We start from the raw sequence: 26,037 nt of genomic DNA, 5'->3' as shown, positions 1-26,037 counted from the left end.
TCGTCGGTCGCCTGTTCCGAGATTCCTACTGTCCCGCGCTCTCGAGCTCCGCCGTCGCGTCGTGGTAGGCGCGCGTGACGTCGGATTCGTCCAGGATGCCGACGATCTTGCCCTCGGCGTCGGTGACCAGGAGCTCTCGCACGCGCAGCTCCAGCAGCACCTGGAGCGCGTGGTGCAGGTCCTCCGCTTCGCTGACCGAGGCGGGGCTCGCCATCATGTCGTGCGCGATCGCGAGCCCCGAGAGCTCGGGGCTCGTCGCGGTGGCGCGCAGGATCTCGGCGTCGATGGTGCCGACGACCTTGCCGTCCTCGGAGAGCACGGGGAAGGTGTCCTGCCACTCGCACGCCGCGATGCGCTCGACGACGATCGAGGCGGGGGTCCGCGTCTCGAACGACACGAACGGGCGGCTGCGGATGACGATGTCGGCGACGCGGATGCTGCGGAGCACGTCGACGATGAGCTCACCCCGGTGCGCCGGGGACTCGCGCTTGGTCGCGACCTGCGCGCGGTACAGGGTGCTGTGCCTGAGCGCCACGAAGGCGATGCCCTCGCAGAGCATGAGCGGCACGAGCAGGTCGTAGCTGCCGGCGAGCTCGCAGACCATGACGAGCGAGGCGATCGGCACGTGCGCGATCCCGCCGTAGAACGTGCCCATCCCGACGAGCGCGAACGCGCCGGGGTCGATGCGCGGGTCGCCGAGGAGGAGCTCCGCCGCGCGCCCGAAGGCCCCGCCCGTGAGCGCGCCGAGCACGAGCGAGGGGCCGAAGTCCCCCGCGCTGCCGCCCGAGCCGACGGTGAGCGAGGTCGCGACGATCTTCGTGGCGAGCAGCACGAGCAGGAGCTGCACCGAGGTCCACCCGCCGGGCAGCCACGGGGCCCCCGTGATCGCGATCTGGGCCGCGCCGTAGCCCGCGCCCAGCATCCCGAACCCCTCCCCCGGCCTGTCGAAGCGCGGCCCGAGGAGCATGAGCAGCGGGGTCACGAGCGCGCCGAGCGCGAGGCCGCCGAGCGCGGGCTTCGCCCAGGGCGGCAGGCGGATCCGGTGCACCGTGTGCTCCACGGCGTGCAGCGTCCGGAGGAAGAGCGTGGCCACGAGCGAGACGACGAGCGCGAGCGCGGCGTAGAGGGGGAGGTGGCTCGGGATGAACGGGTAGCGGGGCGCGTGCGCGAAGAGGGTCGACTCGCCGAAGAAGTAAATGAAGACGGAGTACGAGACGACGCTCGCGAGGATGGAGGGGATGAGCGCGTCGGCCTCGAAGTCGTCGCGGTGCAGCACCTCGACGGCGAGGAGCGCGGCCCCGAGCGGCGTCCGGAACACGGCCGCCATGCCCGCGGCCGCGCCGGCGATGAGCAGGATCCGCCGCTCGCGCGTGTCCACCCGGAGGGCGCGCCCGATGATCGAGCCGATCGCGCCGCCGATCTGCATCGTGGGCCCCTCGCGCCCGCCGGACCCGCCGCAGCCGAGCGTGAAGATGGAGGCGAACGCCTTCACCACAGGGACGCGGCGGCGGATGTGGCCGCCCATGTGGTGGAACGCCCGGATGAAGGCGTCGCCGCCGCCGCCGCGGGTCTCGGGCGCGAGCTTCGTCGTGAGCACCCCGCCGACGAGGGCGCCGAACGCCGGCAGGACGAGGACGAGCCAGGGCCGGAACGCCCCGATGTGCGCGCTCGAGAGCACCGCCTCGCCCTTGGCGCGGAGCGGCTCGTAGCCGGTGACCGCGATGAAGAGCTCGTGCTCGGCGAGCTCGAGGGCGGCGAAGAACAGCGAGCCGGCGATGCCGGCCGTGACGCCGACGAGGATCGCGTGGAGCAGCACCCGACCGACGAGCTGGAACGGGATCAGCCCCCGCGCGCGGGGCATCGGCGTGCGCGCCGCCCCCGTGCGGCTGGGGCGTGATGGGGAGTATTCGCGGGACGACATCATGATCTCGTGGCCCAGGGCCTCCCCCCTCGAGCGATGGGCCTGGCAGGAGCGGTAGCTTCCCTGATCTTCAGCGGGATGCCGCCTGAAATCGCCGCCAGGATCGCCGTCCCCGGAGGGGTCCTCGCGGTGTCGGCCTCCGCTCGGTCTTCGTTCGGCTTCCGTTCGGCTTCCGCTCGGCTTCCGCTCGGGCCTCCCGCGCTCCATGAGCGAGGAAGGAAGCCTGGCGCGGGAGCGGCACCCGGACCCGCCCGAGCCCGGACGAGGTGGAGTCATGACGACCGATCGGAGCACCGTCGAGTACGGCACCCTCATCACCGGAGACGCGAGCGTCACGATGGGCGACGCGGCCGTCCAGACGACGGACGAGAGCGTCCGCACGACCGCCGAGACCGTGGTCACGCCCGTGGTGGCGCTCGAGCTGGCCGCCGAGCTCCTGGCGGGCTCGCTCGGCCCGCTGATCGACGAGGATTACGTGCAGGGCAAGACCCGGTTCCGGGACGTGCTCTGTGACCGGATCGACATCTCGCAGCTCGAGGCGGAGGAGCTAGTCGACGATATGGAGCGGTCGGGGCGGATCCGTTTCATCGGCGTGGCAGAGGGCCGGGGGTGGCACATCCAGCAGGGAGCGGGGGTGCGTTGATCGCCGCTGTCTCGCGCAGAAAAACGGGCTCGCCGGTGGTGCCTGACGAAACAATTCCCTTGCCGGCGTACTCGACTCGTGGCCTACGCTGAGGCGCCTATGGAGGACGGTACGAAGCCGCGCAGGGCCGTGGTCCCGAACGCTCCGCCCGCTCCGCTCGTGATCGTGGCCGGTTGTCCTGCCGAGCTCGTCGCCGTGTGCCGCGAGGCGGGGGCCCGGCTCGGGGTGACGGTGCGCGAGTGCGATCTGCGCTCGCTCCGGGCGACGAGCGCGGCGTCGCATCTGTACGCCGTGATCGTGGGGGAGGAGCTGTACCGGTTCGATCGGGAGGTGTTCGACGCGATCATCCGTCAGGCGCCGGCGTCGCTGGTGCGCGTCGATCGCCGGGAAGCGGACGACGAGTCGGCGCGGCGGCTGCTCGTCGATGCCGTCTTCGAGTCGGCGGCGACCGAGCCGAGCAGCGGGATCCGGTCCATCCTGACGTGAAGCGGCGCGGCGCGACGGCGCACCGCCGCCGCCTGCGTCAGGGCCTGCGCTTCATGCCGGGGAGGGTGGCCTTCTCGGGCGGCGGCTCGAGGTACTCGATCTGCTCCGCGGACAGGATGCCGTACTTCGGGTTGGCCGCCGCGCCGCCGGTCGACTTCGTGAACGTCACGCCGTAGGTGCCGGTGACCTTGACCTTCGCGCCGACGGCCGGGATCGGGTTCGGCAGTTCCTGGCCCCAGAACTCGTCCGTGAGCTTCGCCTCGCCCTCCTTGCCGCGCGGCGCTTTGTCGATCGCCTCGATCATGGTGTAGATCTGCGCGAAGTTCGACGCCCAGCCCATGACGTCGATCATGTCCTTCGTCTCGCCCTTCTCGTCGGCGATCGCGAAGCTCGGGACCGGCGCCTTGCAGTCCGGCGGGTCACCCTTGCCCGTCTTGTGCACGGCACAGGCGGGGGCCTCCGCCAGGTTCGTCTTGACGATGTAGCCGACGATCGAGAGCTTCTTACCGTTCACTTCCTCGAAGTGGACGCGGCTCCGGAGGTCGTGCGTGACGCCCCAGACCGTGTAAGCGTCGCCCTGCTTCTTGTTCTTCGCGGGCAGCGTCGGCACCGCGGGCAGGGTCGCTTTGCGGCCGCTGAAGGCGGGCTTTGCCTGGTAGGGCTGCTCGTCCGTTCCGCACCCTGAAGTGCCCGCGACGAGGAGGATGGCGGCGAGGAGGGTTCGACCGAATCGGGCGTTCATGGCATCTCCAAGGTCAGCGTGACGGGCACCTCCAGCAGGAAAGATCCAGCGCTGGAATAGCCCTCGGACAGCGGTGCGCCGCGTGCGGGTCAGGCGCCTCTCGCATGCGCGCGCGACGGCGGAAACGGCTAACACGGCCGCGAGTCGATCGTAAAGAGAAACGGAGACGTCCCCCTCTCTTCATCGATCCTCGTCGCGCATCGTCGCGCATCGGCGCGCATCGGCGCGCATCGGCGCGCCGCGGCGGAGGGCGGGCGGAGGACGGTAGAGCGCGACGGGCCGCTGCCGGCGCCGCCCGATCGCGGGGCAGGAGGGCGTGAGAGGCGGGCTCGGCAAGGCGCGCGGCGCGACCCGCCCGGGCTCCGCCCGGCGCCGCCAGGCTGGGTTGCGCGGGCCTCCGCGGCGTTCTCCCGGTCCCGAGGTTGCCTCGAATACGCGAAGGACGTGTTTCCGCTCTTCGCGATGGCAACATCGATCGAGTACCCTCTCCGTCCCATGCGCGAGACGACCCTGCGCACCGCTTTCGAAGCCTCGAAGGTTTTGGTGATGATCCTTGCTGGCGGCGAGGGCCGCCGGCTCGGCCCGTTGACGCACGATCGGGCGAAGCCGGCCGTGCCGTTCGGCGGCCGGTACCGGATCATCGACATCGTCCTCTCGAACTTCGTCAACTCCGGGCTGCACCGCATCAAGATCCTCACGCAGTACAAGAGCGCGTCGCTAGACGAGCACATCGCCCGAGCTTGGCGCCTCTCGCCGATGCTCGACAGCTTCATCGAGACCGTCCCTGCGCAGCAGCGCACGGGCAAGAGCTGGTTCAAGGGGTCGGCGGACGCCGTCTACCAGACCCAGCACGTCATCACGGACGAGTCGCCCGAGCACCTCTGCATCTTCGGCGGCGACCACGTCTACAAGATGGACGTGCGCCAGATGCTGCACGATCACCTGTCGCGCGACGCGGAGGTGACCGTCGCCGCCATCCCGGTGACGAAGGAGGAGGCTCGGGCCTTCGGCGTCATCGAGTGCGACGAGTCGGGGCGCATCCTCGCCTTCCACGAGAAGGTGCAGGATCCGCCGAGCATGCCAGGCAGGCCGGGCATGTGCCTCGCGTCGATGGGCAACTACATCTTCAAGACGAAGGCGCTGCTCGACGTCCTCGAGCACGACGCCGCGACCGAGGACAGCGCGCACGATTTCGGGCGCGACATCATCCCGCGCATGGTCCAGAGCGGCAGCCGCGTCTACGTCTACGATTTCCACGAGAACCTCGTCCCCGGCGAGGACGAGGGCGCGGGGTACTGGCGCGACATCGGGACGATCGACGCGTACTGGGCGGCCCAGATGGATCTCGTGAGCATCCAGCCGGCGTTCAATTTCTACAACCCGCGCTGGCCGATCCGGACCGGGATCAGCCACGACCCGCCCGCCAAGTTCGTCTTCCGCGACGAGGCGAACGCGCGCGTCGGCATCGCCACGGACAGCCTGGTGTCGCTCGGGTGCATCATCTCCGGCGGCAGGATCCACCGGAGCGTGCTCTCGAACCGGGTCCGCGTGAACTCCTTCAGCCACATCGAGGAGTGCGTGCTGTTCGAGGACGTCAAGATCGGGCGCCACGTCAAGCTCCGCCGCTGCATCATCGACAAGGACGTCGAGATCCCCGCCGGCGCCGAGATCGGCTTCAACCTCGAGGAGGACCGCAAGAAGTGGTTCGTCAGCGAGGGCGGGATCGTCGTGATCCCGAAGCGCGCCAAGATCGACTCCCCGTAATGCGCCTGACCAGGGCCCAGCGCGGCGCCGCCCGGGTGGCCGGCGCGGAACTCTCCTGAATTACATGTAAAATTCCGATCACGGCGCGTGGCGATCGCGGCGCGCTCGCAGGCGGAGCCGCGCGGTCCTGCCGCGTCCGCGGGGACGGGCCTGGGCGCCCCCCATGGAACGGGCGTCCCTGCTACGTTGGGTGTGCGATGCCGCGCACGATCATCATCGGTGACGTTCACGGCTGCCGGGATGAGCTGGCGCGGCTGATCGAGCACGTGGGCCTCGTATCGGGCGATCGGGTCGTCATGGTCGGCGATCTGATCGTGCGCGGCCCTGATCCGTGCGGAACGCTCGATCTGCTCCGGGAGGTCGGCGCGATCTCGGTGCGGGGCAACCACGAGGATCGGCTGCTCCGCTGGCGTGCCGGGCGGAGCGATCCTCGCGGCGAGCCGCTGGGGGAGCTCTCGAAGGAGACCGCGCAGCAGCTGCGCAAGCGGGACTGGGCGTGGCTCGAGACGCTGCCGTACTGGCTGGATCTGCCGGAGCACGGGCTCCGTGTGGTCCATGCAGGGTTGATCCCCGGGCTGCCGATCGAGCGACAGGATCCGCACACGTTGATGTACGTGCGCTGCCTCGGCCGCTACGGCGAGCCGGTCGAGCGCCGCGGGGGCAAGACGCTGTGGGGCCAGACGTACCAGGGCCCGCCGCACGTGGTGTTCGGCCACAACGCGCGGAGCGAGCCGCAGATGCACGCGTGGGCGACCGGGATCGACACGGGCGCGGTCTACGGGGGGCGCTTGACGGCGATGGTGCTCCACGACGGCGAGCGCGTCCCGCCGCCGGCGTCGCGCAACGAGGTGCTCGTCTCGGTCCCGGCGCGGCGCCGCTACGTGGGGCGTTAAAAATGCTCCGCGTCTTCCAGCGGTTCCGCGCGATCGGCCGCGCCTCTCTGCGGGAATTTCGTTAGGCTCCCGTCCGCGCCGCGGCCGCTCTCCAGGCCGGCGGCCCGTCACGGAGCAAGCCAGGTGGAGCCTCGATACCCGTTCGTTGCAGTCGATGTCCCCGAGCCGGAGGCCGACGAGATCGGCGCCCTGCTCTTCGAGCTGGGCGCCAGCGGCGTCGAGCAGCGCGACGAGCAGACCCTCGTCCGCGGCGCGCGCTCGGGCCAGGTGACGCTCGTCGCCAGCTTCGAGGATCACGGCGAGGCGATGGAGGCCATCGCGGCGCTCGGGGAGCAGTCGCCGCCGCTCGCCGCGCGGCTCGAGGAGGTGGTGGGCGACGCCTGGCGCGACGCGTGGAAGGAGCACTTCGCGCCGTTCGCGCTGACGCCCACGATCACGGTCGTGCCGCCGTGGGCGGAGCGCGCGCCCGAGCGCGAGGGCGAGCGGGTGCTCCTGCTCGAGCCGGGCAGGGCGTTCGGCACGGGGCTCCACGCGACGACGGCGCTCGTGGCGGAGCTCCTCGACGAGCACGCGGCGGAGCTCCGCGGCCGCGAGCTCCTCGACGTGGGCACGGGCAGCGGCATCCTCGCGCTCGTCGCGCTGGTGCTCGGCGCGGAGCGGGCGGTCGCGATCGACAACGACGAGGACGTGATCGAGGTGGTGCTCGAGAACGCGGCGCGCAACGGCCTCGAGGGCCGCATCGAGGCGAGCGCCGGCGTGGTCGAGGGGGTGACGCGGCGGTTCCCGTGGGTCGTCGCGAACATCGAGGCGCGGGTGCTGCGGCCCTTGGCGCCGGAGCTCGCGCGTGTGCTCGATCCGGGCGGCTGGCTGATCCTGTCGGGCATCCTCGAGAGCGAGCGCGACGATCTGATCGCGCGGTACACGTCGCTGCCGCGCCCGCTCGAGCACGTCGCGACCCGGCCGGATCCCGCGTCGCCGGGCGGCGATCGCAGGGCGGGGCGGGGCGACGCGGGCGGCGAGGGCTGGGTGGCGCTCCTGTTCCGCGCGCCGGGCGGCGCGGCGTCCTCGCCGGGATGAGCGGCCCGGGGCTCTTGCGGGTGCCGCTCGGCGCGATCGCGGCCGGCGTGATCGCGCTGCCGCCCGAGGCGGCGAGCTACGTCGTGCGGGTGCACCGCCTCCGCGAGGGGGATCGGTTCGTCGTGTTCGATCCGGAGCTCGGGGTCGAGGCGGAGGCCACGCTCGAGTCGATCGGCCGCCGCGGGGCGGAGGCGCGCATCGACGCGCCCCGCCCGGCCGCGCTGCGGCCAGGCCGGCGCGTGACGTGGATCCAGGCCGTGGGCAAGGGCGACAAGATGGACGCGGTGGTGCGCGACGCGACCGAGCTCGGGGCGACGCGGATCATCCCGGCGATCTCGGCGCGGAGCGTGGCGCGGCCCGCCGAGGAGAGGAGCCAGCGCTGGCGCCGGATCGCGGTCGAGGCGGCGCGGCAGTGCGGCCGCGGGGACGCGCCCCGGGTGGAGGCGCCGATGAGCCTCGCGGCGGCGCTCGCGGAGGCGCAGGCGGCGCCGTCGACCGAGGGCGGCGCGCTGGGGATGTGCCTGGATCCCTACGCGGAGACGCCGCTCGGCGCGCGGCTGGCCGCGCTGTCGCCGGGCATGGAGGCGGCGTTCGCGGTCGGGCCGGAGGGCGGGTTCACGCCGGAGGAGCTCGGCATGTGCGCGGCGCTCGGGTTCGAGCGGGTGCGCCTCGGCGCGCTGACGCTGCGCACGGAGACGGTGTGCGCGGCGGCGCTCGGGGCGCTGATCGCGGTGAGCGACGCGCGCGCGGGGTGATGGGGCGGCGGTCGGCGAGCGGCGCGCTGGCCAGCGCTGGTCGCAGCGCCAGCGGCTCGCCGTCGCGAGGTGCGGCGCGGTGGATCGCGGCGTTGCTCGGCGCGCTCTGCGCGTGCGGCAACACGGCAGACGCTCCGAGGAGCGCGCGCGCGCCGGCGCCCGACGGCGCCGCGCTCGGTCCAGCGGAGCCCGACCCTGTGCCGGCAGCGCCGACCCCGGCCGTCACCGCCGCGACCGCGCCCCCCGAGCCGGCGCCGTGGCCCCGAGCGCGCCCGCCGCGCGTCGAAACGGACTGGTGCATCGATGGCGTCGACGCGCTCGACGAGGAGACCTGCTACGTCCTGCCCGACGCGCCGACCCGGACGCTGCTGCTCTATCTCCACGGCATCGTCCCGCCGGGGAAGGAGAGCCAGCAGAAGACCAACTTCGAGACGGTCGTGTCCCGCGCCGCACGGCGCGCGGGCGTCGCCGCGCTGATGCCGCGCGGCAAGGTCGGCCTCGCGCCGAAGGGGTACGCGAGCTGGTGGGGCTGGCCGACGGGCGGGCGGGCGTACGACGAGCACGCCGCTCCGCTCGTCGCGACGTTCGCGGAGAAGCGGCGGAAGCTCGAGGAGATCGCCGGCGCCCCGTTCTCGCGCGTGTACGTCGCCGGCTCGTCGTCGGGCGCGTACTTCGCCGCGGCGCTCGCGCTGCGCGGCGGGATCGAGGCCGACGGGTTCGGCGCGATGTCCGGCGGGGGAGGTCGCGCGACGCCCGAGCTCTCGACGCTCGCGCCGAGGCCGTTCTACATCGGCTTCGGCGCCCACGACACGGTGGGCGGCTCGGCTCGCGCCCTCGCCGGCGTCCTGCGCGGCGCGGGCTGGCCCGTGCGCGTCGCCGAGCACCCGTTCGGCCACGGCGCGAAGGAGGTGTACCTGGACGAGGCGTTCGCCTTCTGGCGCGAGCACGAGGCGCGCTGATGATGATCTCCGCGTCGTGCTTGACCATCCCGGCGATGCCGTCTCTGACCCCGAGACCTATGTCACGGTCGTGGGCGCCAAGGAGCGCCGCGGCACGGTCGTGCGAGGGAGATCACTCGCCGCGACCGAGGAAGTCCATCAGCCAGGTCATTGCCGGCCGCATCGTGCCGTCCGGGTACAGGAGGCCCGTGCGGTCCCTCCAGGTGGAGCCGACGACGTAGCCCCAGAGGGTGATGCCCTTGACGGCGCTGTGGTTGTAGAACATCGGGAACTGCTCCTCCATCACCCTGCGCTGCTCGTCGTCGTCCGCGAGGTCGATGTCGTACTCGGTGATGTACACGGGCAGGCCCGTGGCGGCGAGCCTGTCGATGTAGCCCTTCACGGTGCTGGTGTCGATCTTGTACGCGTCGTGGGCCTCCGCGCCGAGGCCGTCGATCGGGGCGCCCGCCTCCAGCGCCGCCTTCACGATCTCGACGAAGTGGTTGTGATCGCTCTCGTACTCGATGTTGTTGTAGTCGTTGAGGATCAAGGTCGCGTCCGGGCAGAACTCGCGAGCCCACTTGAAGGAGTTGACGATCCAGTCATAGCCGCTCTCGCCGCCGCCTCCGATGGCGTTCATGAAGGGAGGCAAGGTGTGGGGCGGCGGCTCGTTGACGACGACGATGTACTTCGTGTCGGGGTACCGCTCGCAGAACGCCTGCATCCAGTCCCTCACGGCCTGCCGCTGCTCCTCCGCGGGGAGCCTCGTGAGCCACGCCGCCTGCGTGGCACCCCACACGAAGCTGTGCTGCATGAAGGGGATGTCGTTGTCCTGCGCGTACTCGTAGATCGCGTCGAGCCTGCTCCAGTCTCGAACGCCGCGGCTCGTCTCGACAGAGGGCCACTTGCCCTCGATCTCGGGCGTGATCTGGTTCCAGTGCTGGATGAAGCCGTCGCGCACCTGGCCGTTCGTCGTGATGTTGCCGACGAACTTGCCGGTGCTGCCGCTCGAGCCACCCGACCCGTCGCTGGAACCGCCAGCCCCGGAGCTGCTCGGTCCAGCGCCTCCGGCGCCTCCGCTGCCACCGTCGCCGGAGCCGCCCGTACCAGAGCCCAGAGCGCCCGTGCTGCCCGTGCCGGCTCCGCCGGCGCCCGTTGCGCCGGCGCTGGCGCCATGGCCCCCCGCTCCCGTCGTGCCGCCCGCGCTCGACGAGCCGCTCGGGCCATCGTCAGCCTTGTCCACCTTGCCAGAGCAGCCGGAGAGGGCCGCGATCCCGAGTGCGATCGAGGTTGTGCTGCACAGCCATCGAGAAGAACGGTTCTTGTTCATGCCAACCATCCGCAAGCTGAAGGATCGTGACCGGTGACTCCCGGAGCGGGAAAGCCGAGGGGAGCAGCGCGAGGTAGAGAGCATGCGCCCAGCGCCACGCACGCCGGACAGACCGGCCCCTGGAGTTCCCGTTGCCCCTCGGATCTATCACGACCCGTGCCGTGGAGCGATCCTCCACGGTCACGAGAGCGGGCGAACAGCGTGAGAAGCGACGCGGCGCGCCGCACCCTCGCGGCGCTGGCGCAGGCGCTGGCCTGGTCCTCGGCGCTGCGTCCGCGAAAGTGCTCTTGCGCGCTCCGGCGTAGCCTACACGGGGGCTTCCGTGGGATCGCGCGCTCGGCGTTCTTACATTCGCTCGGGTCTCGCGGTAGAACGCGAGGTCCGTCAGGTAAGACAGCATGATCTACAGCTTCCCAAGCTATGTGCCCGGCATTGCGATCGCCGTCGCGGTGCTTGCCGCGTCGATCGGCGTGCTCCTGCTGTGGAGGCGTCAGCCGCTGGTGGTTGCCTTGATCGCATTCGGGGTTTCTGCGGTAGCGGGTGGCCTCTTCGCGCCGATGCTGGCGATGGATCGGGTCGTCCTCGACGACGAGAAGCTGGAGCAGACCACGGGGTTCTGGTTCGCGCCGACCGTGAAGGGATTTCGTCTCGCTGAGGTCGAGTCCATCGCGATTGGCACCGCCAGGGATAGAAAGAATCGCGAGATTGAGGTGTGGATTGTGAAGGGGAGGGACGGCCAGGTGCAAGAGATCGACCCTGGTGACCTCTGGGAGATGAACGGTCAGGACATCATCCGGCGCCTGAGAGAAAAAGGGATCGACGTCAGGCGATGAGGAGAGGCTTGCTTATCCCGCGCTCGGTGTCGGCGACCGTCGCCGAGGCGCTGAGGTTGCGCGGCGCGCGGCGCCTGAGGCCTCAGCCGAGCCACGCCCCCGCGAGCACCAGCAGCCGCGCGTTCTCGGGGACGTTCTCGAGGAAGCACCGCCGGATCTCCACGTCCGGGATCCGGTCCGCGCGCGCGAGCAGGTCCGCGCGCGCCGCCGCCAGGGCCGCGCGTGCCTCGTCGGTCGACCCCGCTGCGTGGAGCGCCTCGGCGTGCGCCAGCGTGAGCTCGGTCGCCTCCGGGGGCCTGAGCCCGAGCGCTTGCAGGCGCGCCAGGAGGTCCTCTGCGATCGCCGCGGCCTCGGCGGCGCGACCCTGGGCGAGCCTCACCCGCGCGAGCACCGATCTGGCCCAGTCACGGGCCAGCGAGGGCATCGCGAGCTCCTCGATCCCCGCGAGCGCCTCACGCTCGGCCGCGGCGAGGTCGCCGCGCCGGTAGAGCAGGCTCGCGTGCAACAGGCGCGTCAGTCTCTCGAAGTCCCGATTCTGCTGCACCGCGAGGGCGCTGGCGAGGTCGGCGATATCCGTGATCGCCTCGTCGAGCAGGCCGCACGCGCTGCGAAGGACCGCGCGCCACCACCGGGCCATCCGTCCGCTCGCGTCGGCGCGGGAGCTCCCCTCGGGCAGGAGGGCGCGCAGGATCTCCTCGGCGCGGTCGTGGACGCCGAGCTCGACGTAGGCCTGGGCGATGCCCACGCGCGCGTACTCCACCAGCAACCGCATCCCCGCCGCGTCGAACGCGGCCTCGGCTTGGCGCAGGAGCTGGAGCGCCGCCCAGCCGTCACCGCGAACGAGGCGCGCCTCCTCCGCCTGCACCAGGCGCCGGTGGCCGGACACGAGCAGATCTCGGCGGCCGAGCGATTCGTCGAGGCGATCGAGCCGCGCGCGGTAGGCCTCGGCCAGCTCACGTCGCTCCATGAGCATCAGCCGCAACCAGGCAAAATACAGCGCTTGCGCGAAGGCTGCGGCCGCCTCGGGGTCGGGATCCATCGCGAGGATATCTCCAGAGACCAGCTCGATGCTCTCTGCCGAGCCGCACTCCTCCAGCGCGTTCCAGAGCAGCTCGGCCGTCATCGCCAGGCACCACTTTCGGCTCCCTGGTCGGGCGAGCCGCTGCACCTGCTTCGCCAAAGCGCGGGCCCGATCCTTCTCCCCTGCCCAGTAGAGCGCCTCCCACTGCAGAAGCCGCAGCGCCCCGTGGACCTCGCCCTCGGCGCCGCACTGCACGCCGCGCTCCGCGCGCTCGATCGCCCCCGCGGTGTCGCCCCCGCGCAGGAGCAGCTCCGCCGCCTCCAGGTAGCGGGCCCCCGCCTGGGCGCGCTCGCCGCCGCGCTCCAGGTGCTCGGCGAGCACGCCGGGATCGCTCTCGCCCGCCGCGGTGAGCCACGCCGCGGCGAGCTTGTGCCCGAGCGCGCGATCGGCGTCGGTCAGGGTCGCGTACGCGCCCTCACGCAGCAGCGCGTGGCGGAACGTCAGCTCCTCCTCGCCCGGAAAGCGGCTCTCGGCGCGGCGCTCGATCACCTCCCGCGCGACGAGCGACGCCAGCGCTCCGCTCACCGGCGAGGCGGGCTCGCCGCCGGGCAGGAGCGGCGCCTCGTCCACCCAGGCCGCCGCGCCCGTCACGGGCAGGGTCACGTCGTCGCCGCCGGGCGGGGGACCGCCCTGGGCCTGAGGGGCGAGATCGCCGCCGAGCAGGCGCCGCGCCCCGCCGGCCCAGAACACCTCGCCGAAGACGCTGGCCGCGCGCAGCACCCGCCGCTCCGCCGGATCGAGCGCGCTGATCCGCGCGTGCACCATGGCCAGCACGGTCTCGGGCAGCGCCTCGCCCCGCCCCTCGCTGACCGCGCGGATGAGCTCCTCCAGATAGAACGGGTTGCCGGCCGCGCGCTCGACCAGCTCGGCAATCCTGGTCGCGCCCACGGCGTCGCCGAGCGCGTGCCGGGCGAGCCGCTCGGCAGCGCGGCGCGGCAGCGGGGCGAGCCGGATCTCCTGGACGCTGCGCTCGGCCCACAGCCCGGGGAAGCGCTCGTGCACCTCCGGGCGCCCCAGCGCCAGCACGAAGAGCGGCCGATCCTCGAGCCGGCGCAGCGCATCACCCAGGAGCCGCACCGAGGGCAGGTCGCCCCAGTGCAGGTCGTCGAGCGCCAGCAGGATCGGCCGGGCCTCGACCTCGGCGGCCACGAAGTCCTCGAAGGCGCGGCCGATATGCTCCGTCATCGCCGCCGGGTGCTGGCGCGCCGCGCGGAGGGCGGGGCTCTCCTCGTCGGGGAAGGGCGCGCCCGCGATCTCGCCGAGCATCTCCGCGACGCGGCGCTGCTCGGCCTCGGGCACGCGCCGCGCGACCCGCGCGCGGATCCGCGCCTGCCGCTCGCCGAGCGGCGCGCCGGCCAGCGCGCCGCTGGCGCAGCGGATGGCCTCGCCCAGCACCCCGAAGGGCGCGCCCTCGCCCACCACGTCGGCGCGGCCCGTCCAGATCTCCACGTCGGGCCGGAGCGCGCGGATGCGCTGGAGCGCCTCGTCGCAGAGGCGCGACTTGCCGATGCCCGGCGGCCCGGTCACCAGCGCCGCCCGGGCGAGCCCCTCGCCGGCGCACTCCTCGAAGAGGTCCACGAGCGCGCGGATCTCGCGGTCGCGGCCGACGCACGGGCTCTTTCGCCCGAGCAGCATGCGCGCGCCCCCGCCCGCCTCCCGCTCGCCGTGGAGCTCGAAGCCGGCCGGGCCGCGCCGCACCTCGAAGCGGGGGTCGAGCAGCGCCCGGGTCACCTCGTCGATCATCGCGACGCCCGCCGCGGGCGGCGCGCTGGCCACCATGGTGGCGGCGCGATCGATGAGATCCCCGACCGGCGTCTGCCCGGTGAGCTCCGCGCGCCCGGTGACGACCGCGATCCGCGCCGCGCCCCCGCTGTCGTCGAGCAGCGGCCCCAGCACCATCGCGCACCGGGCCGCGCGCGCGGCCTGATCGGTCGCGCTCCCCTTGCTGTGGAGGCTCACCAGCACCCCGCCGCCGGCGAGCTGGTCCACCCGGCCGCCGAGGCGGGAGATCGCGGCCTCGAGGCGCCGCCGCCGCGCCGCCGGCACCTCGGAGGGCAGCGTCTCGCCGGCCGCGCCGGCGGCGCCCGCCGGCACCTCGGAGGGCAGCGTCTCGCCGCCGGCCGCGCAGGCGGCGTCCGCTGGCGCGGCCATGACCAGCGAGAGCACGCGCTGCTCCCCCGCGGTGAGCGCCGCGCCGGGGACCGGCGCCGGCTCGCCGCCCTGCGCCTCGAGCGCGCGCAGCGCCGCGGCGACCTCGGCGGCGCTTGCTGGCCGTGCCGCCGGGTCCTTGGCGAGCAGGCGCGCGACCAGCGCATCGAGCGCCGGCGGCACGTCGGGCCGGAGCTCGCGCACCCGCGGCGCGGGCTCGATCAGCAGCCGCGCCAGCACCGCGAGGACGTCCGCCCCCGCGAAGGCCGGCCGGCCGGTGAGGCACTCGAAGAGCACGGCCCCCAGCGCGAAGACGTCGGCGCGCGCATCGGCGCGCTCGCCGCGTGCCTGCTCCGGGGCCAGGTAGCCCGGGGTGCCCATCACCACGCCGGTCCGGGTGTGCAGGCTCGTCGCGCCGCTGAGGCGCGCGATGCCGAAGTCGATGAGCTTGATGCGGCGCGGGTCGCCGCCGACAAGGAAGATGTTCGAGGGCTTGATGTCGCGGTGGATCACGCCGCGCGCGTGCGCCGCGGCGAGCGCCTCGGCCGCGGCGAGGGCGAGGGCCACGCTGTCGTCCACGCCGAGGCCCGCGCGCGCGATCCGCGCGGCGAGGTCCTCGCCCTCGAGCCACTCCATGGCCAGCCAGCGCTGCCCCGCGTCGGTCACCCCCTGGGCGACGAAGCGCACGATGCCAGCGTGGCTCAGGCCGGCGAGGATGCGGCACTCCGCGGCAAAGCGCTCTTCCTGGCGGTCGCCCTCGCCCGCAAGGAGCTTGAGCGCGACCGGCTCGCCGCGGGCGCGATCGAGGGCGCGGTAGACGAAGCCCATGCCGCCCCGGCCAGCCTGGCGCTCGATCACGAAGCGCTGGGCGAGGAGGTCGCCCGGCTGTGCGCTGGCTGGCGGCAGCATGGCGAGAGGATGGGGCAGGGGTGCAGCGCGGTCGAGGGCGCGGCGCCGCAGCGGAGGTTCCCGGCGCGGCGCCGCTTCGAGCTGGCGGCCTTGGCGCCATGGTGGTTGTCCTGCTGAACCGGGGAAACCTCCCGTAGCAGCGCCTGGAGCGCAGGCGAGATGCCCGGTCGGGCCGTGTTCGCTCAGCCGTCCGGCGTCTGAGCCTTGAGCAGGTACAGGCGCGTGAGGGGCCCCTGGACGACCGTGCTGCGCTCGAGCTCTTCGCTTGCGCGGCTCTCCGCGTTGATATCGTTCAGCGTGAGCAGCAGCCGATCGGACGTCGAAATCCCCAGCGTGTGGATGTGCCGCAGGCCCTGATGGGGTGCGACTGCCACTCTCCGCCATGGCGCCGCCACCCCTGAGCAGGAGCTCTCCTCGCGTGGCCGCCTGGGCGGCGGAGAACATCGACCTCGGCCTGGGCCTCGGAAACGTCGCGCCGCTGGTGCTCGGTCCGGCCGTCGTCCCCGAGATCACCGACCCAGCCGAGGCGGAGAAGGACGCCGAGCTGGCCGTGCTCTCGGCGGTGGCGCACGGCAACGGGCCGAACGGGCTCACCGTGGTCAAGGCCGCGCTCGTTGCGCTGGGCCGGCTCGACCAGGAGCACGCGATGGTCTACTTTCAGGTCATCTGGAGCGGGTTGCGTGAGCCCATGCGGCGGGCTCTGGAGGCGTTGGTCATGGAACGGCAGATCGAAGGCGAGGCGAGGTTTCCGTTCGTGCGGGAGCTCATGGATCGCATCAAACTCGCGGGCCTACGTGAGGGCGAGCTCAAGGGCAAGAGGGACACGCTTCTGCGGCTGCTTGCGCGGGCAGGGATCATGCTCACCGAGAGCGAGAGCGCGCGCGTCCAGGGATGCACGGACATTGCTACGCTCGACCGCTGGCTCGATAACGTCCTTGGGGCGAAGACCGCCGCCGACGTGCTCTCCTGACGGTTGACGGATACGGCCAGATGTTATTCGAACGGCTGCTGCCTATTCCTTCCTCTCGATCGTCTTTTCGATGACGATCTTGTGCTGCCCAGCGCGTTCGAAGGGGGCGCCGCAACTCTGAATGGCAGCTCATGACTGACGAATGCTGCCAAGCTCCCTGTTGAGCGCAGCAGAACGTGTGATTGATGTCGCTCGGATCGGCTTTGAAGCCAGTCTTCGCGGCGAAGGACCACAGGCGGTCCTTGTTGGGTCGGCGATTGTTGGGTCAGGAGACGAATGGCGTGGTTGTTCTCCACGGCTCGGGCTCCTGCTGGTCATGGCGTGGATCTTCTTCGCGGACCGGTGACCATCCGCATCGAAGCCCAGCGTCGCCCAACGAAATGGCGTCTTGGCGCCGGTCGGAGAGCTGCTTGCTTCGCGAGCGCCTCAGCGCCAGCGCGCCAGCTCTTGAACGTTGATGCGATAGACCGGGCTGATCCGCCCCCGCTGCTCGGGATTCGGGCAACGCAGACCGGGGACGTCGTCGGACGAAGCTAGCTTGGGGAACCTGCTTGCCAGCTGTCCCCTGTTCGGGCCGCCCGGTTCGCGGTTGTATTCCTGCAGCAGGAACGCCACGAACTCGGCTTCGGTCCACGCCGGGTCTTGCGAATCGAACGTGCTGAAGCGCGGCTCGCCGCCGACGTTGCCGAGATAGACGGCATTGGCACCCTGCCAGGTGGCGAAGGAGCTGTCGCGGTGGCGCTTCACGTAGCCTGGATGATTGTAGAAATACACCCAATCGCCGGGGCGCAGCTGGTCGACGGAGTCCACCGCCAGCGCCGCCCGCAGCTTGCTCACGCTGCCCTCGTCTCCCGGCGCGACTTGCACGATGTCCTCGGTGACCGCGTCGAGCGCCGCCGTGCCGACCGTCTTCATGAAGGCGCGCAAGAAGCAGATGTGCAGCGCGCTCATGCACTCGATGGCGATGGGATGGGCGTCGCAGGTGAACAGATCCTCGAGGGCGGCGGACGGGCTGAAGTCCTCGGTGTTGGCGAAGTTCATGGTGACCGAGTGGGCGGGGTGGTCGTCGTCGACGGGCGCGTCCGCCATCCACGACCGCTGCGGGAAGCGATAGACACGGCCATTCCATTCGTTGGCGTAGAGGAAGCGTCGATCCTGGCCCGGACGTCGCGCGGTGTTGAGCTCGCGGAGGCTGTCGATCATCCATTGGCCGAACAGAGCCTCTCGGTGCTCGACCACGCAGGTGCGGACAATGTCGACCAGGTCGCGCGCCCGGCCTTGCATGGGCTTCGAGCGGGCGTGGTTTCTGGCCAAGTCCAAGAGCAACCTGCCGCGATAGAGCCGGGCCCGGTCTGCGTACTGGGGCGGGATTTGACCTTGCTCGACCTTGGCCAGGCGCCGGAGCAGGATGCGCCGCTCGTTCTGGAGCTTTCGCGCCTTGTTGAGCACACGGCGGATGTGCTGGCGCTCGGTGGGCCAGTCGGTATTGCCGGGCGGGGCCGTTGTGTGGTCGAGACGGACGAGCTCCTCGTCGATCCGGTCGATGCGCCGCTGGCAGCGCGCGGCTGCCCGCAACAACGCCGCCACGGTCAACGGCACGCGCGCACCCGAACCGCAGCGCCACTTGCCCACGCAGCCGCGATCGGGCGCCGTCGCATCGCTTACCCGATCACCAGCTCGTCCGCGATGGCCTGCGCCTTGGCCTCGCTTGTCACATTCCGGGCGCGGAGCGTGGCGACGAGCGCCGCGTACTCCGGCTGTTCCTCGAACGAGTCGCCGAGCTCGAAGCACAGATCCACATAGCTGGTCACGTGGGCCTCGAGGTGAAGCCCGTGGCCCGCCGCCCGCTGGAGCTGCGCCTTCAGGCGCTCAATCAGCGTCTCGTCGTTCGTGCTCCAGACCTGCTCCGGATACATCACCCGCACGCGTTCGAGCAGGCGCGGCATGAGCTCGGCGTCCGGGCGCCGGGCCAGGAGTCTCATTTGCTCGCGCCGGATGGTCAGCACGCCGCGATTACGACCGCTTCGTCAACCCGTGTCAAGGACGGTAGCGCGAGCAAGGCCGATCCTGCGAGCCCGACCCCGCCGAGCGCGCCTCCCCCTCGCGCCAACGACGGAAGGACCATGCCGTCGAGCCCTCCACGCCCAGCAAGGACCGGAGCGAGGCTCCGCGCCTGGGCGAGCTCCGCGGCGAGCGTTCCCGTGTAACCGTTGGCGCCGTACAACACCCACACCCGCGGCACTGTCGTGGCCAGCAGGAAGCCCGGAAGCTGCTTGTCGGCTCGGAGGGCTGGCACGCCGGTTGCTTATCTGTGGCGTTGGCACACATGGAGTGGATGAAACCCGCGATTCGAGCGTCCTTCGGCCTGGTGCCGCGGCACAACGATCCGGGTTTGGCACACCGGCACACCAGACCCTGTGCCGCCAAAGGAGCAGGAAAATCCGTGCACGCCCAACGAATTCTCTCCACCCTGGTCAGCGTTGGCTTGCTCGCGGCGTGTTCTGGTTCCACCGAACCGGGTGGGCCGGGCCCCGCCGGTCCCGGCGACGAGCGTCCCGCAGAGGTCGGAACCCAGGTACAGCTCGAGCTCAGCTCGGTCGCCGCGACCGAAGTCGAAGCCCAGGTGGCCACCGCCAAACAACACGACGCGGCGTCCCTCCAGGAGGCCTACGCGGTCTCGTTCTCGAACGATCTGGGCTACGGTCTCACGGACGTTCAGAACCTCGATCTGATCCAGAGATCAGAGCTGGGCCTGAATGACGCGGAGCTCGAGGTCCTGGCCGCGAACGGCTTCGTGGTTTCTAGCCGACTTGCCTATCCCAGCTTTCCCTACGCCTACGCTGCCATCTACGTGCACGATTTGCCGGTCTTCGTGAGCGGCGACATGGTGCTCGAAGCCATGCACCGTTCGTACGACGACATCTTGCAGGCCCTGGAACAGGCCGTCTTGATCCCGCGTGTCGCCCGCTTGCTCGACACGATGCGTGCTCGCCTGGCGTCCGGAAACTCCGGGCTCTCGGAGCAGGCAGCAGCCGACGCGGACTTCTACCTGACCGTCGCGCGCAGCCTGCTGATGGGAGCGCCCAGCGAACCCGTGGCGGGAGCCAGCAAAGCCGACGTCGCGTCCTTCCTGGCTCATGCCGAGGCGGCCGACGGAGAACAGCAAAGGTCCATCTTCGGCGTTCCGCGCCGCTTCGACTTCTCGCAATTCAAGCCTCGGGGCCACTACACGGACACGGTGGCGCTCGAGCGCTATTTCCGCGCCATGATGTGGATGGGACGCATCGATTTTCGGCTGATCGAGACCATGCCCGATGGTTCGCGCGTCTTCTGGCGCCGCCAGCTCGAGGCGGCGCTGGCGTTGCGTGACTTGATGGATGCCGCGGCGCTGGAAGACTGGTCGGGCATCGATCGAACCGTCACCGCGTTCGTTGGTGAGCACGACTACATGATCGTGCCCGAGCTGGACGAGCTGTTGCAAGGCCTGGGGGTGTCCGATACGAGCGGGCTTGCTGCCATCGATGACACGACGATCGCTCAGGCGATCATCGACGGGCGCTACGGCGAGCAGCGCATCGCGAGCCACATCATGCGAAAGGATGGCGGCGATTCCACGTTCCCGCTCAATGCGAGCTTTGCGTTCTTCGGGCAGCGCTACGTGATCGATAGTCACGTGTTCTCCAACGTGGTGTACGACCGCACCGCGACGCGCGTGGTCCCGAACCCGCTCGACGCCGCGTTCGCCGCCCTGAAGAACGACCACGCGGTGAGCCTGCTCGCGAGTGAGCTCGAAGAATGGAGCTACGCCGGCGATCTGGCGGCCGTTCGCGTCATCGCCGACGCCCACCCTCCATCGTACTGGGAAGGCAGCCTGTACACGTCCTGGCTCGGGGCGCTGCAGACGCTCTCGGCGAACGCCACGACCCTGGGGCCAGCCGCGGAAGGTCTACCCAGCGTGGCGCGCAGCGAGGCGTGGGGGCGCCGTTTGCTGAACACTCAGCTCGGATCGTGGGCGCAGCTCAGGCACGACACGATCTTGTATGCCAAGCAGTCGTATACCGGCAGCAATGGCTGCGACTTTCCGGATGCGTACGTCGAGCCCTACCCCGAGCTGTTTCAAAGGATCGCCAAATTCGCCGGCCAGGGCCAGGCCTTGGTCGATACCCTCGACTTCAGCTTGAACGGGAACGACACGTTGGCGGAGCAGGTGAGCGCCTACTTCGGCACCCTGTCACGCATCGCGACCACCTTGAGTGAAATGGCGGAAGCGCAGCGGACGGGCATGCCGCACTCGGAGGAGCATCTGACCTTCATCAAGCAGGCAATTCACATCGAGGGCGGTGGCAGCGGTGACCCCTGGCAAACGGGCTGGTACAAAGATCTGTTCTTCGATCCCGTCGACGGTTTGAAGAGCGACCCGACCATCGCCGATGTGCACACGGACATCGGAGGCGACCTGCCGGTCCCGCGATCTCCGTCGGTGTTGCACGTGGGCACCGGCAATCCACGCATGATGGTCATGACGGTCGATACCTGTCAGGGTCCGCGCGCGTACGCGGGCGCGGTGTTCGCCTACCACGAGCACCTGGCAGAGGGCTTCACCCGACTCACCGACCAGGAATGGGCTCGGAAGCTGTATCAGGATCCGCCGGCCGATGTGCCGTGGATGGCGCCGGTGCTGGCGGAGTAGAAACCGGCGCGGCCAGGCCCAGCGCTGTGACAACCTGCGGTTCGACGCCCTCCGTCGACGTCGCTCCTCCTGGCGCCCTAGGTCGAGATGGCCGACGACCTGGCGAGGTCCCGTCGACGAGCCCCCGCCAGGAAGCGCGGAGCCGTCCCGGCGCCCCCCGCCCGGGGCGGGCGACATGCCGCTCGCGCACGTGATGGGGTGGCGAATGCGGCACGCCTCGAGGCTGCTCGAGGACGGGCGCCTGAGCATCCAGGACATCGAAGAACGGTGCCGTCGATTCATGGCGGGCTTGTCGTCCGGCGACGGGGCGCCGGGAACCGGCGAGGCGCCACCGTCATGAGGATGGCCGCCTCGACTCCTTCTCGTGCGCGTCTTCCGGCCTCGCTCCGCTTTCGGGTCCGCGCTGGTACGCCCCCGGGGTGCCGCCGGTCACGCGCCGGAAAGCGCGCGTGAACGAGATGGCCGAGTCGTAGCCGACGCGATGGGCAACCTCGGCGATGGGGACGCCCTCCCGCAGGAGCCCGCGCGCGCGGTCCATCCGGATCCGCGTCAGATACTCGAGCGGCGTCTGGCCCACCGTGCTCCGGAACCTCTCCGCGAAAGCGGAGCGAGACATCCGCGCGCTGCGCGCGAGGTCGTCGATCGTCCAGCCGCGCGCGAGGTCCTCGTGCATGTCGCCGAGCGGGCGCGCGAGCTGCGTGTCCGCGATCGCCGCGAGGACGCCCCTCCTCGGCCCCTCGCCGGTCTGGAGGTAGGCCCGGACCGCCGAGATGAAGAGCGCCTCGGCGAGGCGGCGGATGATCGGGATCGATCCGATCTCCGACGAGCAGACCTCGAGGCGCAACAGCTCGATGAGCGACTGGAGGCCGTGGCTCCGGTTCTGATCGATGCGCAGGTGGATGAAGCGCGGGAGCGCGACGAGGAGAGGCTCGCCCTCCGTCGGATCCACGTCGAAGGCCACGCTCACCAGCGTGGAGCGCGCGCCTCCGCCTCCGTAGCGGATCAGATAGCCGTCTCGGCGATCCTCGAGATCGGTGCAGTCCACGGTCGCGGAGTCCAGCGAATCGGACAGCACGTAGGGCTCGCCATCCAGAACGAGGAAGAGATCGTGTGCGCCGAGCAGCCTCGGCTCCGGGAGCGCGCGCGTTCGCAGCCAGCACGATCCCGCGACGATGAGCACGAACTTGATGGGGCCACGGTGCGCGACGCGGTGTCCCCACGGCGCCGACGCCTCGAAGCGCGTGCACAGGGCGCTCTCGACGTGCAGCGAATGAAAGAGTCGGCTGAGGGCGTCCATCGCCTCGCTCCTCCAGCGCCCGTCAGGCGCCCCATCTGGACGATCGGTTTATTTTTCTGATGTTTCAGGCATAGTAAGTCTACCTGCATGGACGTACGGTGCAACGGCGAACGGGCGGCGAACACGGGCCGCCGTCCCGCCGACGGGCGGCGAGCAGCGCTCGCGCGCCGCCAGCGACCGAAGAGCGCCCGGAGAGAAGAACGATCATGCGGATGATTTCCACGCGGCGAATCGCGTCCATCGCGGCCTCACTCCTGCTGCTCGGAGGCGCTCTCACCCTCCCCGCCGCGTGCGCCGCCCCGGCCCCGCCGAGCGGCAGCGCTCCGAAGAGCCCGGCGGCTCCGGAGCAGCCCGCCGCGACGCCGGCGGCACCGGCGCCGTCTCCGGCGGCGAGCGCGCTGATTCCGTCCGGCGGCGAGAGGCGTCAGGCGGGCTTCTATCACACGCGCGTGGGCGACATCGACGTGACCGTGCTTTCCGACGGCACGTTCGGCCTGGATATCTCGAATGGCCTCGTCCTCAACGCCAAGCCGGGTGAGGTCGACAAGCTCCTCGCGCAATCCTTCCAGAGGTCGCCGATCGACGTGTCCTTCAACACCTTTCTGATCCACAGGAACGGCAGGACGATCCTCGTCGACACCGGGTGCGCAGAGCTCATGGGCCCCACGACCGGGAAGCTCCCCGCGTCGCTCTCTGCGGTGGGTGTGAGCGCCGAGAGCGTCACCGACGTCTTCCTCACGCACGTTCACCCGGATCACTCCGGCGGGCTCGTGATCGGCGGGAAGAGGGCCTTCCCGAACGCCACCGTCCACCTGAACCAGAAGGATCTCGACTACTGGATGGACAAGGCGGCCGCCGCGAAGTCCTCGGGGATGCAAGCCCAGTTCTTCGCCGCGGCGCAAGCCACGTTGCAGCCGTACCTCGACGCCGGGCAAGTGAAGCCGTTCACCGGAGCGGCCGAGTTCTTTCCGGGGTTCCGCGCGGAGCCGGCGTACGGCCACACGCCCGGCCACACGCTGTACGCTCTCGAGAGCGGCGGCCAGAGGCTCCTCCTGTGGGGCGACCTCGTTCACATCATGGCCGTTCAGTTCGACGATCCCTCGGTGGCGGTGGCCTTCGACGTGAACGCGCCGATGGCCGTGGAAACGCGCAAGAAGGCGCTCGCCGACGCGGCCGACAAGGGCTACCTCGTCGCGCACACCCACGCCCCGTTTCCCGGGCTGGGCCATGTCCGGAGAGACGGAGAGTCCTACCGCTGGGTGCCCGCCCCTTACGTCGACGACGCGAAGAGGAAGTAGCGCGACGCCGCGAGGACGCACGGACGGGCTCACCCCCGCGGATGGATAACGCGCATGGGGGAAGGGGGCCGTCCGGGCATCCCCCCTAGTCCCCGGTTTTCTTGGCGCCCTTGACGGCTTGGCGGTTCGCTTCCCGGCCGACTTCCCGCAGTAGAGCTAGTTATTCTGCCTCCTCGATAGAACTTGTGGGTGAGCCATTCGGGCTCCGGCAGGTCCCCGAGCGCGTGGTAGAGGGCGATCTCCGCGTGTTCGTAGGTCCGAACCCCATCCTTCGCGTGGACGCCCTGGAGCGCCCGGCGTCGCGCGGGTATCCTGCGCGCGGACGCGGGGCCGCCAGCACACCCGGAGCGCGGAGGGCGTGGCCTCTGCGCGGTGGGCCCGATCCAGGGCGGCAGGAGCCATGACGAATCGAGCGCGATGGAATCGGTGGGCCGCGCGGCTGCTAAGGACGAAGGCAACGATGCGTCGCCTGCGCCCCCGCACGGCGGCCCTCGCCGGGCTCGCCGCCCTGGGCCTCGGGCACGCCCAGCCCGCCTCGGCGACCCAGCTCCGCTTCACGACGACGGCGCCGGGCGGCATCGTCGCCACCGGGAACACGCTGGGGCTCAGCAAGCAACACAGTGCGAACGGGCCTGGCGCGGAGGACTCGATCGGGACGTTCCTCTCGCTCGACGGCGGCGTCGACGACACGCCGCCGAACGCCGCGAACCCGTGACCCGCGGGGACCACGGCGGACTGGAGGCAGAACGGGTCGGCGGCGGAGCTGGCCCTGCCGGACGAGCTCGACGTTCTCTACGCGGAGCTCATCTGGGGCGGCAGCTACAACTACGGCGACGATGTCACCGCGTTCCTGGGCACCCCCGTGACGCTGAGCACGGGCGGCGCGTCGATGGCCGCGTCGCCGGACGAGGCGACCTCGGTGACGCTCGCCGGGACGAGCGCGAGCGGGTTCTCCGTGAACTACTACCTGCGGTCGGCGAACGTGACAGCGTTCGTGCAGGCCCACGGCGCCGGGGCGTACGAGGTGCGCGGCGTGCCGGGCACGCAAAACGAGACGAACAACGCGCTGAACGCCGCCGGGTGGACGCTCGTCGTGGCGTACCGCGACGGCACGCAGCCCGTGCGCAACCTGTCGGTGCTCGTCGGCGGATCGTTCGTCGACGAGGACACCCAGCAGGACTACGTGGTGAGCGGCTTCTGCGCGCCGCCCTCGGGGCCGATCGAGGGGAAGGGGGGCGCGTTCTCGCTCCGCCCGACATGGGGCTACGAGTTCGTCTCCTGCCAGGGCGAGCCGCCGCTGAGCGAGAGCTACGGCAACTTCGCGACCGTCCGCTTCGAGGGAGAGCCCGGCGGGGGCGGCGGGGGCGGCGGCGAGGGCGTGTCCTCGGGCACGGGCGGCGAGGGCTTGTCCTCGGGCACGGGCGGCGAGGGCTTGTCCTCGGGCACGGGCGGCGAGGCGGGCAGCGCGGGCGAGGGGGGCGCGGGCGCGGCGCCCCCGGGCGACTCCGGGGACGCGGGCTCGGACGGCGGCTGCGGCTGCGCGACGCCCGGGCAGAGCGGGCGCGCCAGCGCGTCGATCGCGGGCGCCGCGCTCCTTGCGCTGGCCGCCGCGACCCGCCGCCGGCGCGCGCGGCGGACTCCGCGCTGACGCGGCTGTTTCCAGGTCCTGGTCTCGGACCTGTGTGACCGCCTCCAGATAGATGCGAAGCGGCTGCTCGACGACGTCGTCCATGTGGCGGTCGACCCACTGCTGCAGCGACGAGACCTGCCGCTCCAGGCGCTGAATCGCTGCCGCCTTCTGTTTCGGGTCGCTCCAGTCCAGGTCGAGCCCGGCCTTGATGCTGGGAGCCAGAACTAGGCTTGCCCTCTGGCAATCGCGGCAGTGGCAGTTGAGAGTCCAGACGGGCGCCGCAGAACACGTGTAACGAACGGCGCCGCACGCACATCCACCCGCCAGCTTCGAGAGCGGGATGTGCGGCCAGATTTGCTGGCGCAGCTGCGGGAGATGCTTCTGCACGCGGCCCGTCTGCTGTGGATCCGAGACCCCACGCTGCCGTTGCCACGATGGCATGCCGGCCTCGAACGCTCGGGCGAGCTCCTCCCACATCCGGTACTTCGCCTGGAGCTCGATGCCGATCTTGCCAGCGTGGTGTAGACAATAATCCACGGCCGAGTGAACTCGTTGGATCTGTTGGTGTTACCCGAGTATCTGGCGAGCAGCGCCTCCAGTTCCCGAAGCCGTGTCTCCAACTGCTGGATGCG

The 26,037-nt window shown here is 71.0% G+C and carries 21 protein-coding genes and 1 pseudogene; 13 read left to right on the top strand and 9 right to left on the bottom strand.

The genetic code is table 11. The features are described from left to right. Positions 1-25: 25 nt before the first annotated feature. Positions 26-1,861, bottom strand: coding sequence for a chloride channel protein (locus WME73_RS39585; RefSeq protein ID WP_437912989.1), 1,836 nt, complete (start codon positions 1,859-1,861; stop codon positions 26-28). A 334-nt stretch (positions 1,862-2,195) separates the two neighbouring features. On the opposite strand from WME73_RS39585, the gene WME73_RS39580 reads away from it, so the two are divergent. Together WME73_RS39580 and WME73_RS39575 are read left to right on the top strand one after the other, a co-directional pair. After that, positions 2,196-2,564, top strand: coding sequence for a hypothetical protein (locus WME73_RS39580; RefSeq protein ID WP_437741440.1), 369 nt, complete (start codon positions 2,196-2,198; stop codon positions 2,562-2,564). Between the two features lie 99 nt (positions 2,565-2,663). After that, positions 2,664-3,050 carry a hypothetical protein gene (locus WME73_RS39575; RefSeq protein WP_437741439.1) on the top strand — a complete coding sequence of 129 codons (387 nt, stop codon included), beginning with the start codon at positions 2,664-2,666 and terminating at the stop codon, positions 3,048-3,050. Between the two features lie 37 nt (positions 3,051-3,087). On the opposite strand, the gene WME73_RS39570 is transcribed toward WME73_RS39575, so the two are convergent. Further along, the gene (locus WME73_RS39570; protein WP_437741438.1) at positions 3,088-3,792 is read right to left on the bottom strand and encodes a hypothetical protein; all 705 of its coding nucleotides are present in this window, start codon (positions 3,790-3,792) and stop codon (positions 3,088-3,090) included. Between the two features lie 495 nt (positions 3,793-4,287). On the opposite strand from WME73_RS39570, the gene glgC reads away from it, so the two are divergent. The 5 genes from glgC (at position 4,288) to WME73_RS39545 (ending at position 9,240) form a co-directional block, all read left to right on the top strand. Then, positions 4,288-5,556, top strand: coding sequence for a glucose-1-phosphate adenylyltransferase (gene glgC, locus WME73_RS39565; RefSeq protein WP_437741437.1), 1,269 nt, complete (start codon positions 4,288-4,290; stop codon positions 5,554-5,556). Between the two features lie 197 nt (positions 5,557-5,753). Beyond that, the gene (locus WME73_RS39560) at positions 5,754-6,449 is read left to right on the top strand and encodes a metallophosphoesterase (protein ID WP_437912988.1); all 696 of its coding nucleotides are present in this window, start codon (positions 5,754-5,756) and stop codon (positions 6,447-6,449) included. A 123-nt stretch (positions 6,450-6,572) separates the two neighbouring features. Continuing rightward, positions 6,573-7,526, top strand: a complete 954-nt coding sequence (locus WME73_RS39555) for a 50S ribosomal protein L11 methyltransferase (RefSeq protein ID WP_437912987.1) — start codon at positions 6,573-6,575, stop codon at positions 7,524-7,526. After that, on the top strand, positions 7,523-8,281 hold the full coding sequence (locus WME73_RS39550; protein ID WP_437741435.1) for an RsmE family RNA methyltransferase: 759 nt from the start codon (positions 7,523-7,525) through the stop codon (positions 8,279-8,281). Before WME73_RS39555 ends, WME73_RS39550 begins: the two co-directional genes overlap by 4 nt. Then, a complete protein-coding gene (locus WME73_RS39545; RefSeq protein ID WP_437912986.1) occupies positions 8,281-9,240 on the top strand; it encodes an alpha/beta hydrolase in 960 nt (319 codons plus the stop codon). Before WME73_RS39550 ends, WME73_RS39545 begins: the two co-directional genes overlap by 1 nt. A 112-nt stretch (positions 9,241-9,352) precedes the next feature. On the opposite strand, the gene WME73_RS39540 is transcribed toward WME73_RS39545, so the two are convergent. Then, positions 9,353-10,549, bottom strand: coding sequence for an endo-1,4-beta-xylanase (locus WME73_RS39540; protein WP_437912985.1), 1,197 nt, complete (start codon positions 10,547-10,549; stop codon positions 9,353-9,355). A gap of 398 nt (positions 10,550-10,947) precedes the next feature. Between WME73_RS39540 and WME73_RS39535 the strand changes: the two genes are divergently transcribed. Continuing rightward, positions 10,948-11,382, top strand: a complete 435-nt coding sequence (locus WME73_RS39535) for a hypothetical protein (protein ID WP_437912984.1) — start codon at positions 10,948-10,950, stop codon at positions 11,380-11,382. Between the two features lie 82 nt (positions 11,383-11,464). Here the strand turns inward: WME73_RS39535 and WME73_RS39530 are convergent, their stop codons facing one another. After that, on the bottom strand, positions 11,465-15,520 hold the full coding sequence (locus tag WME73_RS39530) for a serine/threonine-protein kinase (RefSeq protein ID WP_437912983.1): 4,056 nt from the start codon (positions 15,518-15,520) through the stop codon (positions 11,465-11,467). A 182-nt stretch (positions 15,521-15,702) separates the two neighbouring features. Then, positions 15,703-15,894, bottom strand: a complete 192-nt coding sequence (locus WME73_RS39525; RefSeq protein ID WP_437912982.1) for a hypothetical protein — start codon at positions 15,892-15,894, stop codon at positions 15,703-15,705. Between the two features lie 44 nt (positions 15,895-15,938). Between WME73_RS39525 and WME73_RS39520 the strand changes: the two genes are divergently transcribed. Continuing rightward, positions 15,939-16,490 carry a hypothetical protein gene (locus WME73_RS39520; protein WP_437912981.1) on the top strand — a complete coding sequence of 184 codons (552 nt, stop codon included), beginning with the start codon at positions 15,939-15,941 and terminating at the stop codon, positions 16,488-16,490. 426 nt (positions 16,491-16,916) lie between these two features. Here WME73_RS39520 and WME73_RS39515 read toward each other — a convergent pair whose 3' ends face one another. Together WME73_RS39515 and WME73_RS39510 are read right to left on the bottom strand one after the other, a co-directional pair. Continuing rightward, on the bottom strand, positions 16,917-18,089 hold the full coding sequence (locus WME73_RS39515; protein WP_437912980.1) for a hypothetical protein: 1,173 nt from the start codon (positions 18,087-18,089) through the stop codon (positions 16,917-16,919). Positions 18,090-18,151: 62 nt separating this feature from the next. Further along, complete coding sequence (locus WME73_RS39510) at positions 18,152-18,472, bottom strand: hypothetical protein (RefSeq protein WP_437741406.1); 321 nt, start codon at positions 18,470-18,472, stop codon at positions 18,152-18,154. Between the two features lie 461 nt (positions 18,473-18,933). Here WME73_RS39510 and WME73_RS39505 point away from each other — a divergent pair, with 461 nt between their 5' ends. Further along, positions 18,934-21,180: a DUF3160 domain-containing protein gene (locus WME73_RS39505; protein ID WP_437912979.1), complete on the top strand. Its 2,247-nt coding sequence runs from the start codon at positions 18,934-18,936 to the stop codon at positions 21,178-21,180. A gap of 334 nt (positions 21,181-21,514) precedes the next feature. On the opposite strand, the gene WME73_RS39500 is transcribed toward WME73_RS39505, so the two are convergent. Beyond that, positions 21,515-22,477, bottom strand: a complete 963-nt coding sequence (locus tag WME73_RS39500) for an AraC family transcriptional regulator (RefSeq protein ID WP_437912978.1) — start codon at positions 22,475-22,477, stop codon at positions 21,515-21,517. Positions 22,478-22,683: 206 nt separating this feature from the next. Between WME73_RS39500 and WME73_RS39495 the strand changes: the two genes are divergently transcribed. From WME73_RS39495 to WME73_RS39485, 3 genes are all read left to right on the top strand, one after another. After that, a complete protein-coding gene (locus WME73_RS39495; RefSeq protein ID WP_437741403.1) occupies positions 22,684-23,775 on the top strand; it encodes an MBL fold metallo-hydrolase in 1,092 nt (363 codons plus the stop codon). Between the two features lie 460 nt (positions 23,776-24,235). Continuing rightward, the gene (locus tag WME73_RS39490) at positions 24,236-24,490 is read left to right on the top strand and encodes a hypothetical protein (protein ID WP_437912977.1); all 255 of its coding nucleotides are present in this window, start codon (positions 24,236-24,238) and stop codon (positions 24,488-24,490) included. Positions 24,491-24,637: 147 nt separating this feature from the next. Further along, positions 24,638-25,423 (top strand): MYXO-CTERM sorting domain-containing protein, encoded by a 786-nt coding sequence (locus tag WME73_RS39485; protein ID WP_437912976.1) that lies wholly within the window; start codon positions 24,638-24,640, stop codon positions 25,421-25,423. 210 nt (positions 25,424-25,633) lie between these two features. On the opposite strand, the pseudogene WME73_RS39480 reads toward WME73_RS39485, so the two are convergent. Next, positions 25,634-25,747 (bottom strand): annotated as a pseudogene (locus tag WME73_RS39480) (GFA family protein); the annotation flags it as partial. Between the last annotated feature and the right edge of the window lie 290 nt (positions 25,748-26,037).

Origin of the sequence: Sorangium sp. So ce302 (genome assembly GCF_051530145.1) — a bacterium.
Taxonomy (GTDB): domain Bacteria; phylum Myxococcota_A; class Polyangia; order Polyangiales; family Polyangiaceae; genus Sorangium; species Sorangium cellulosum_B.
Note: the sequence above shows the minus strand (reverse complement) of the source record. Positions and strands in the feature narration are given on the sequence as shown.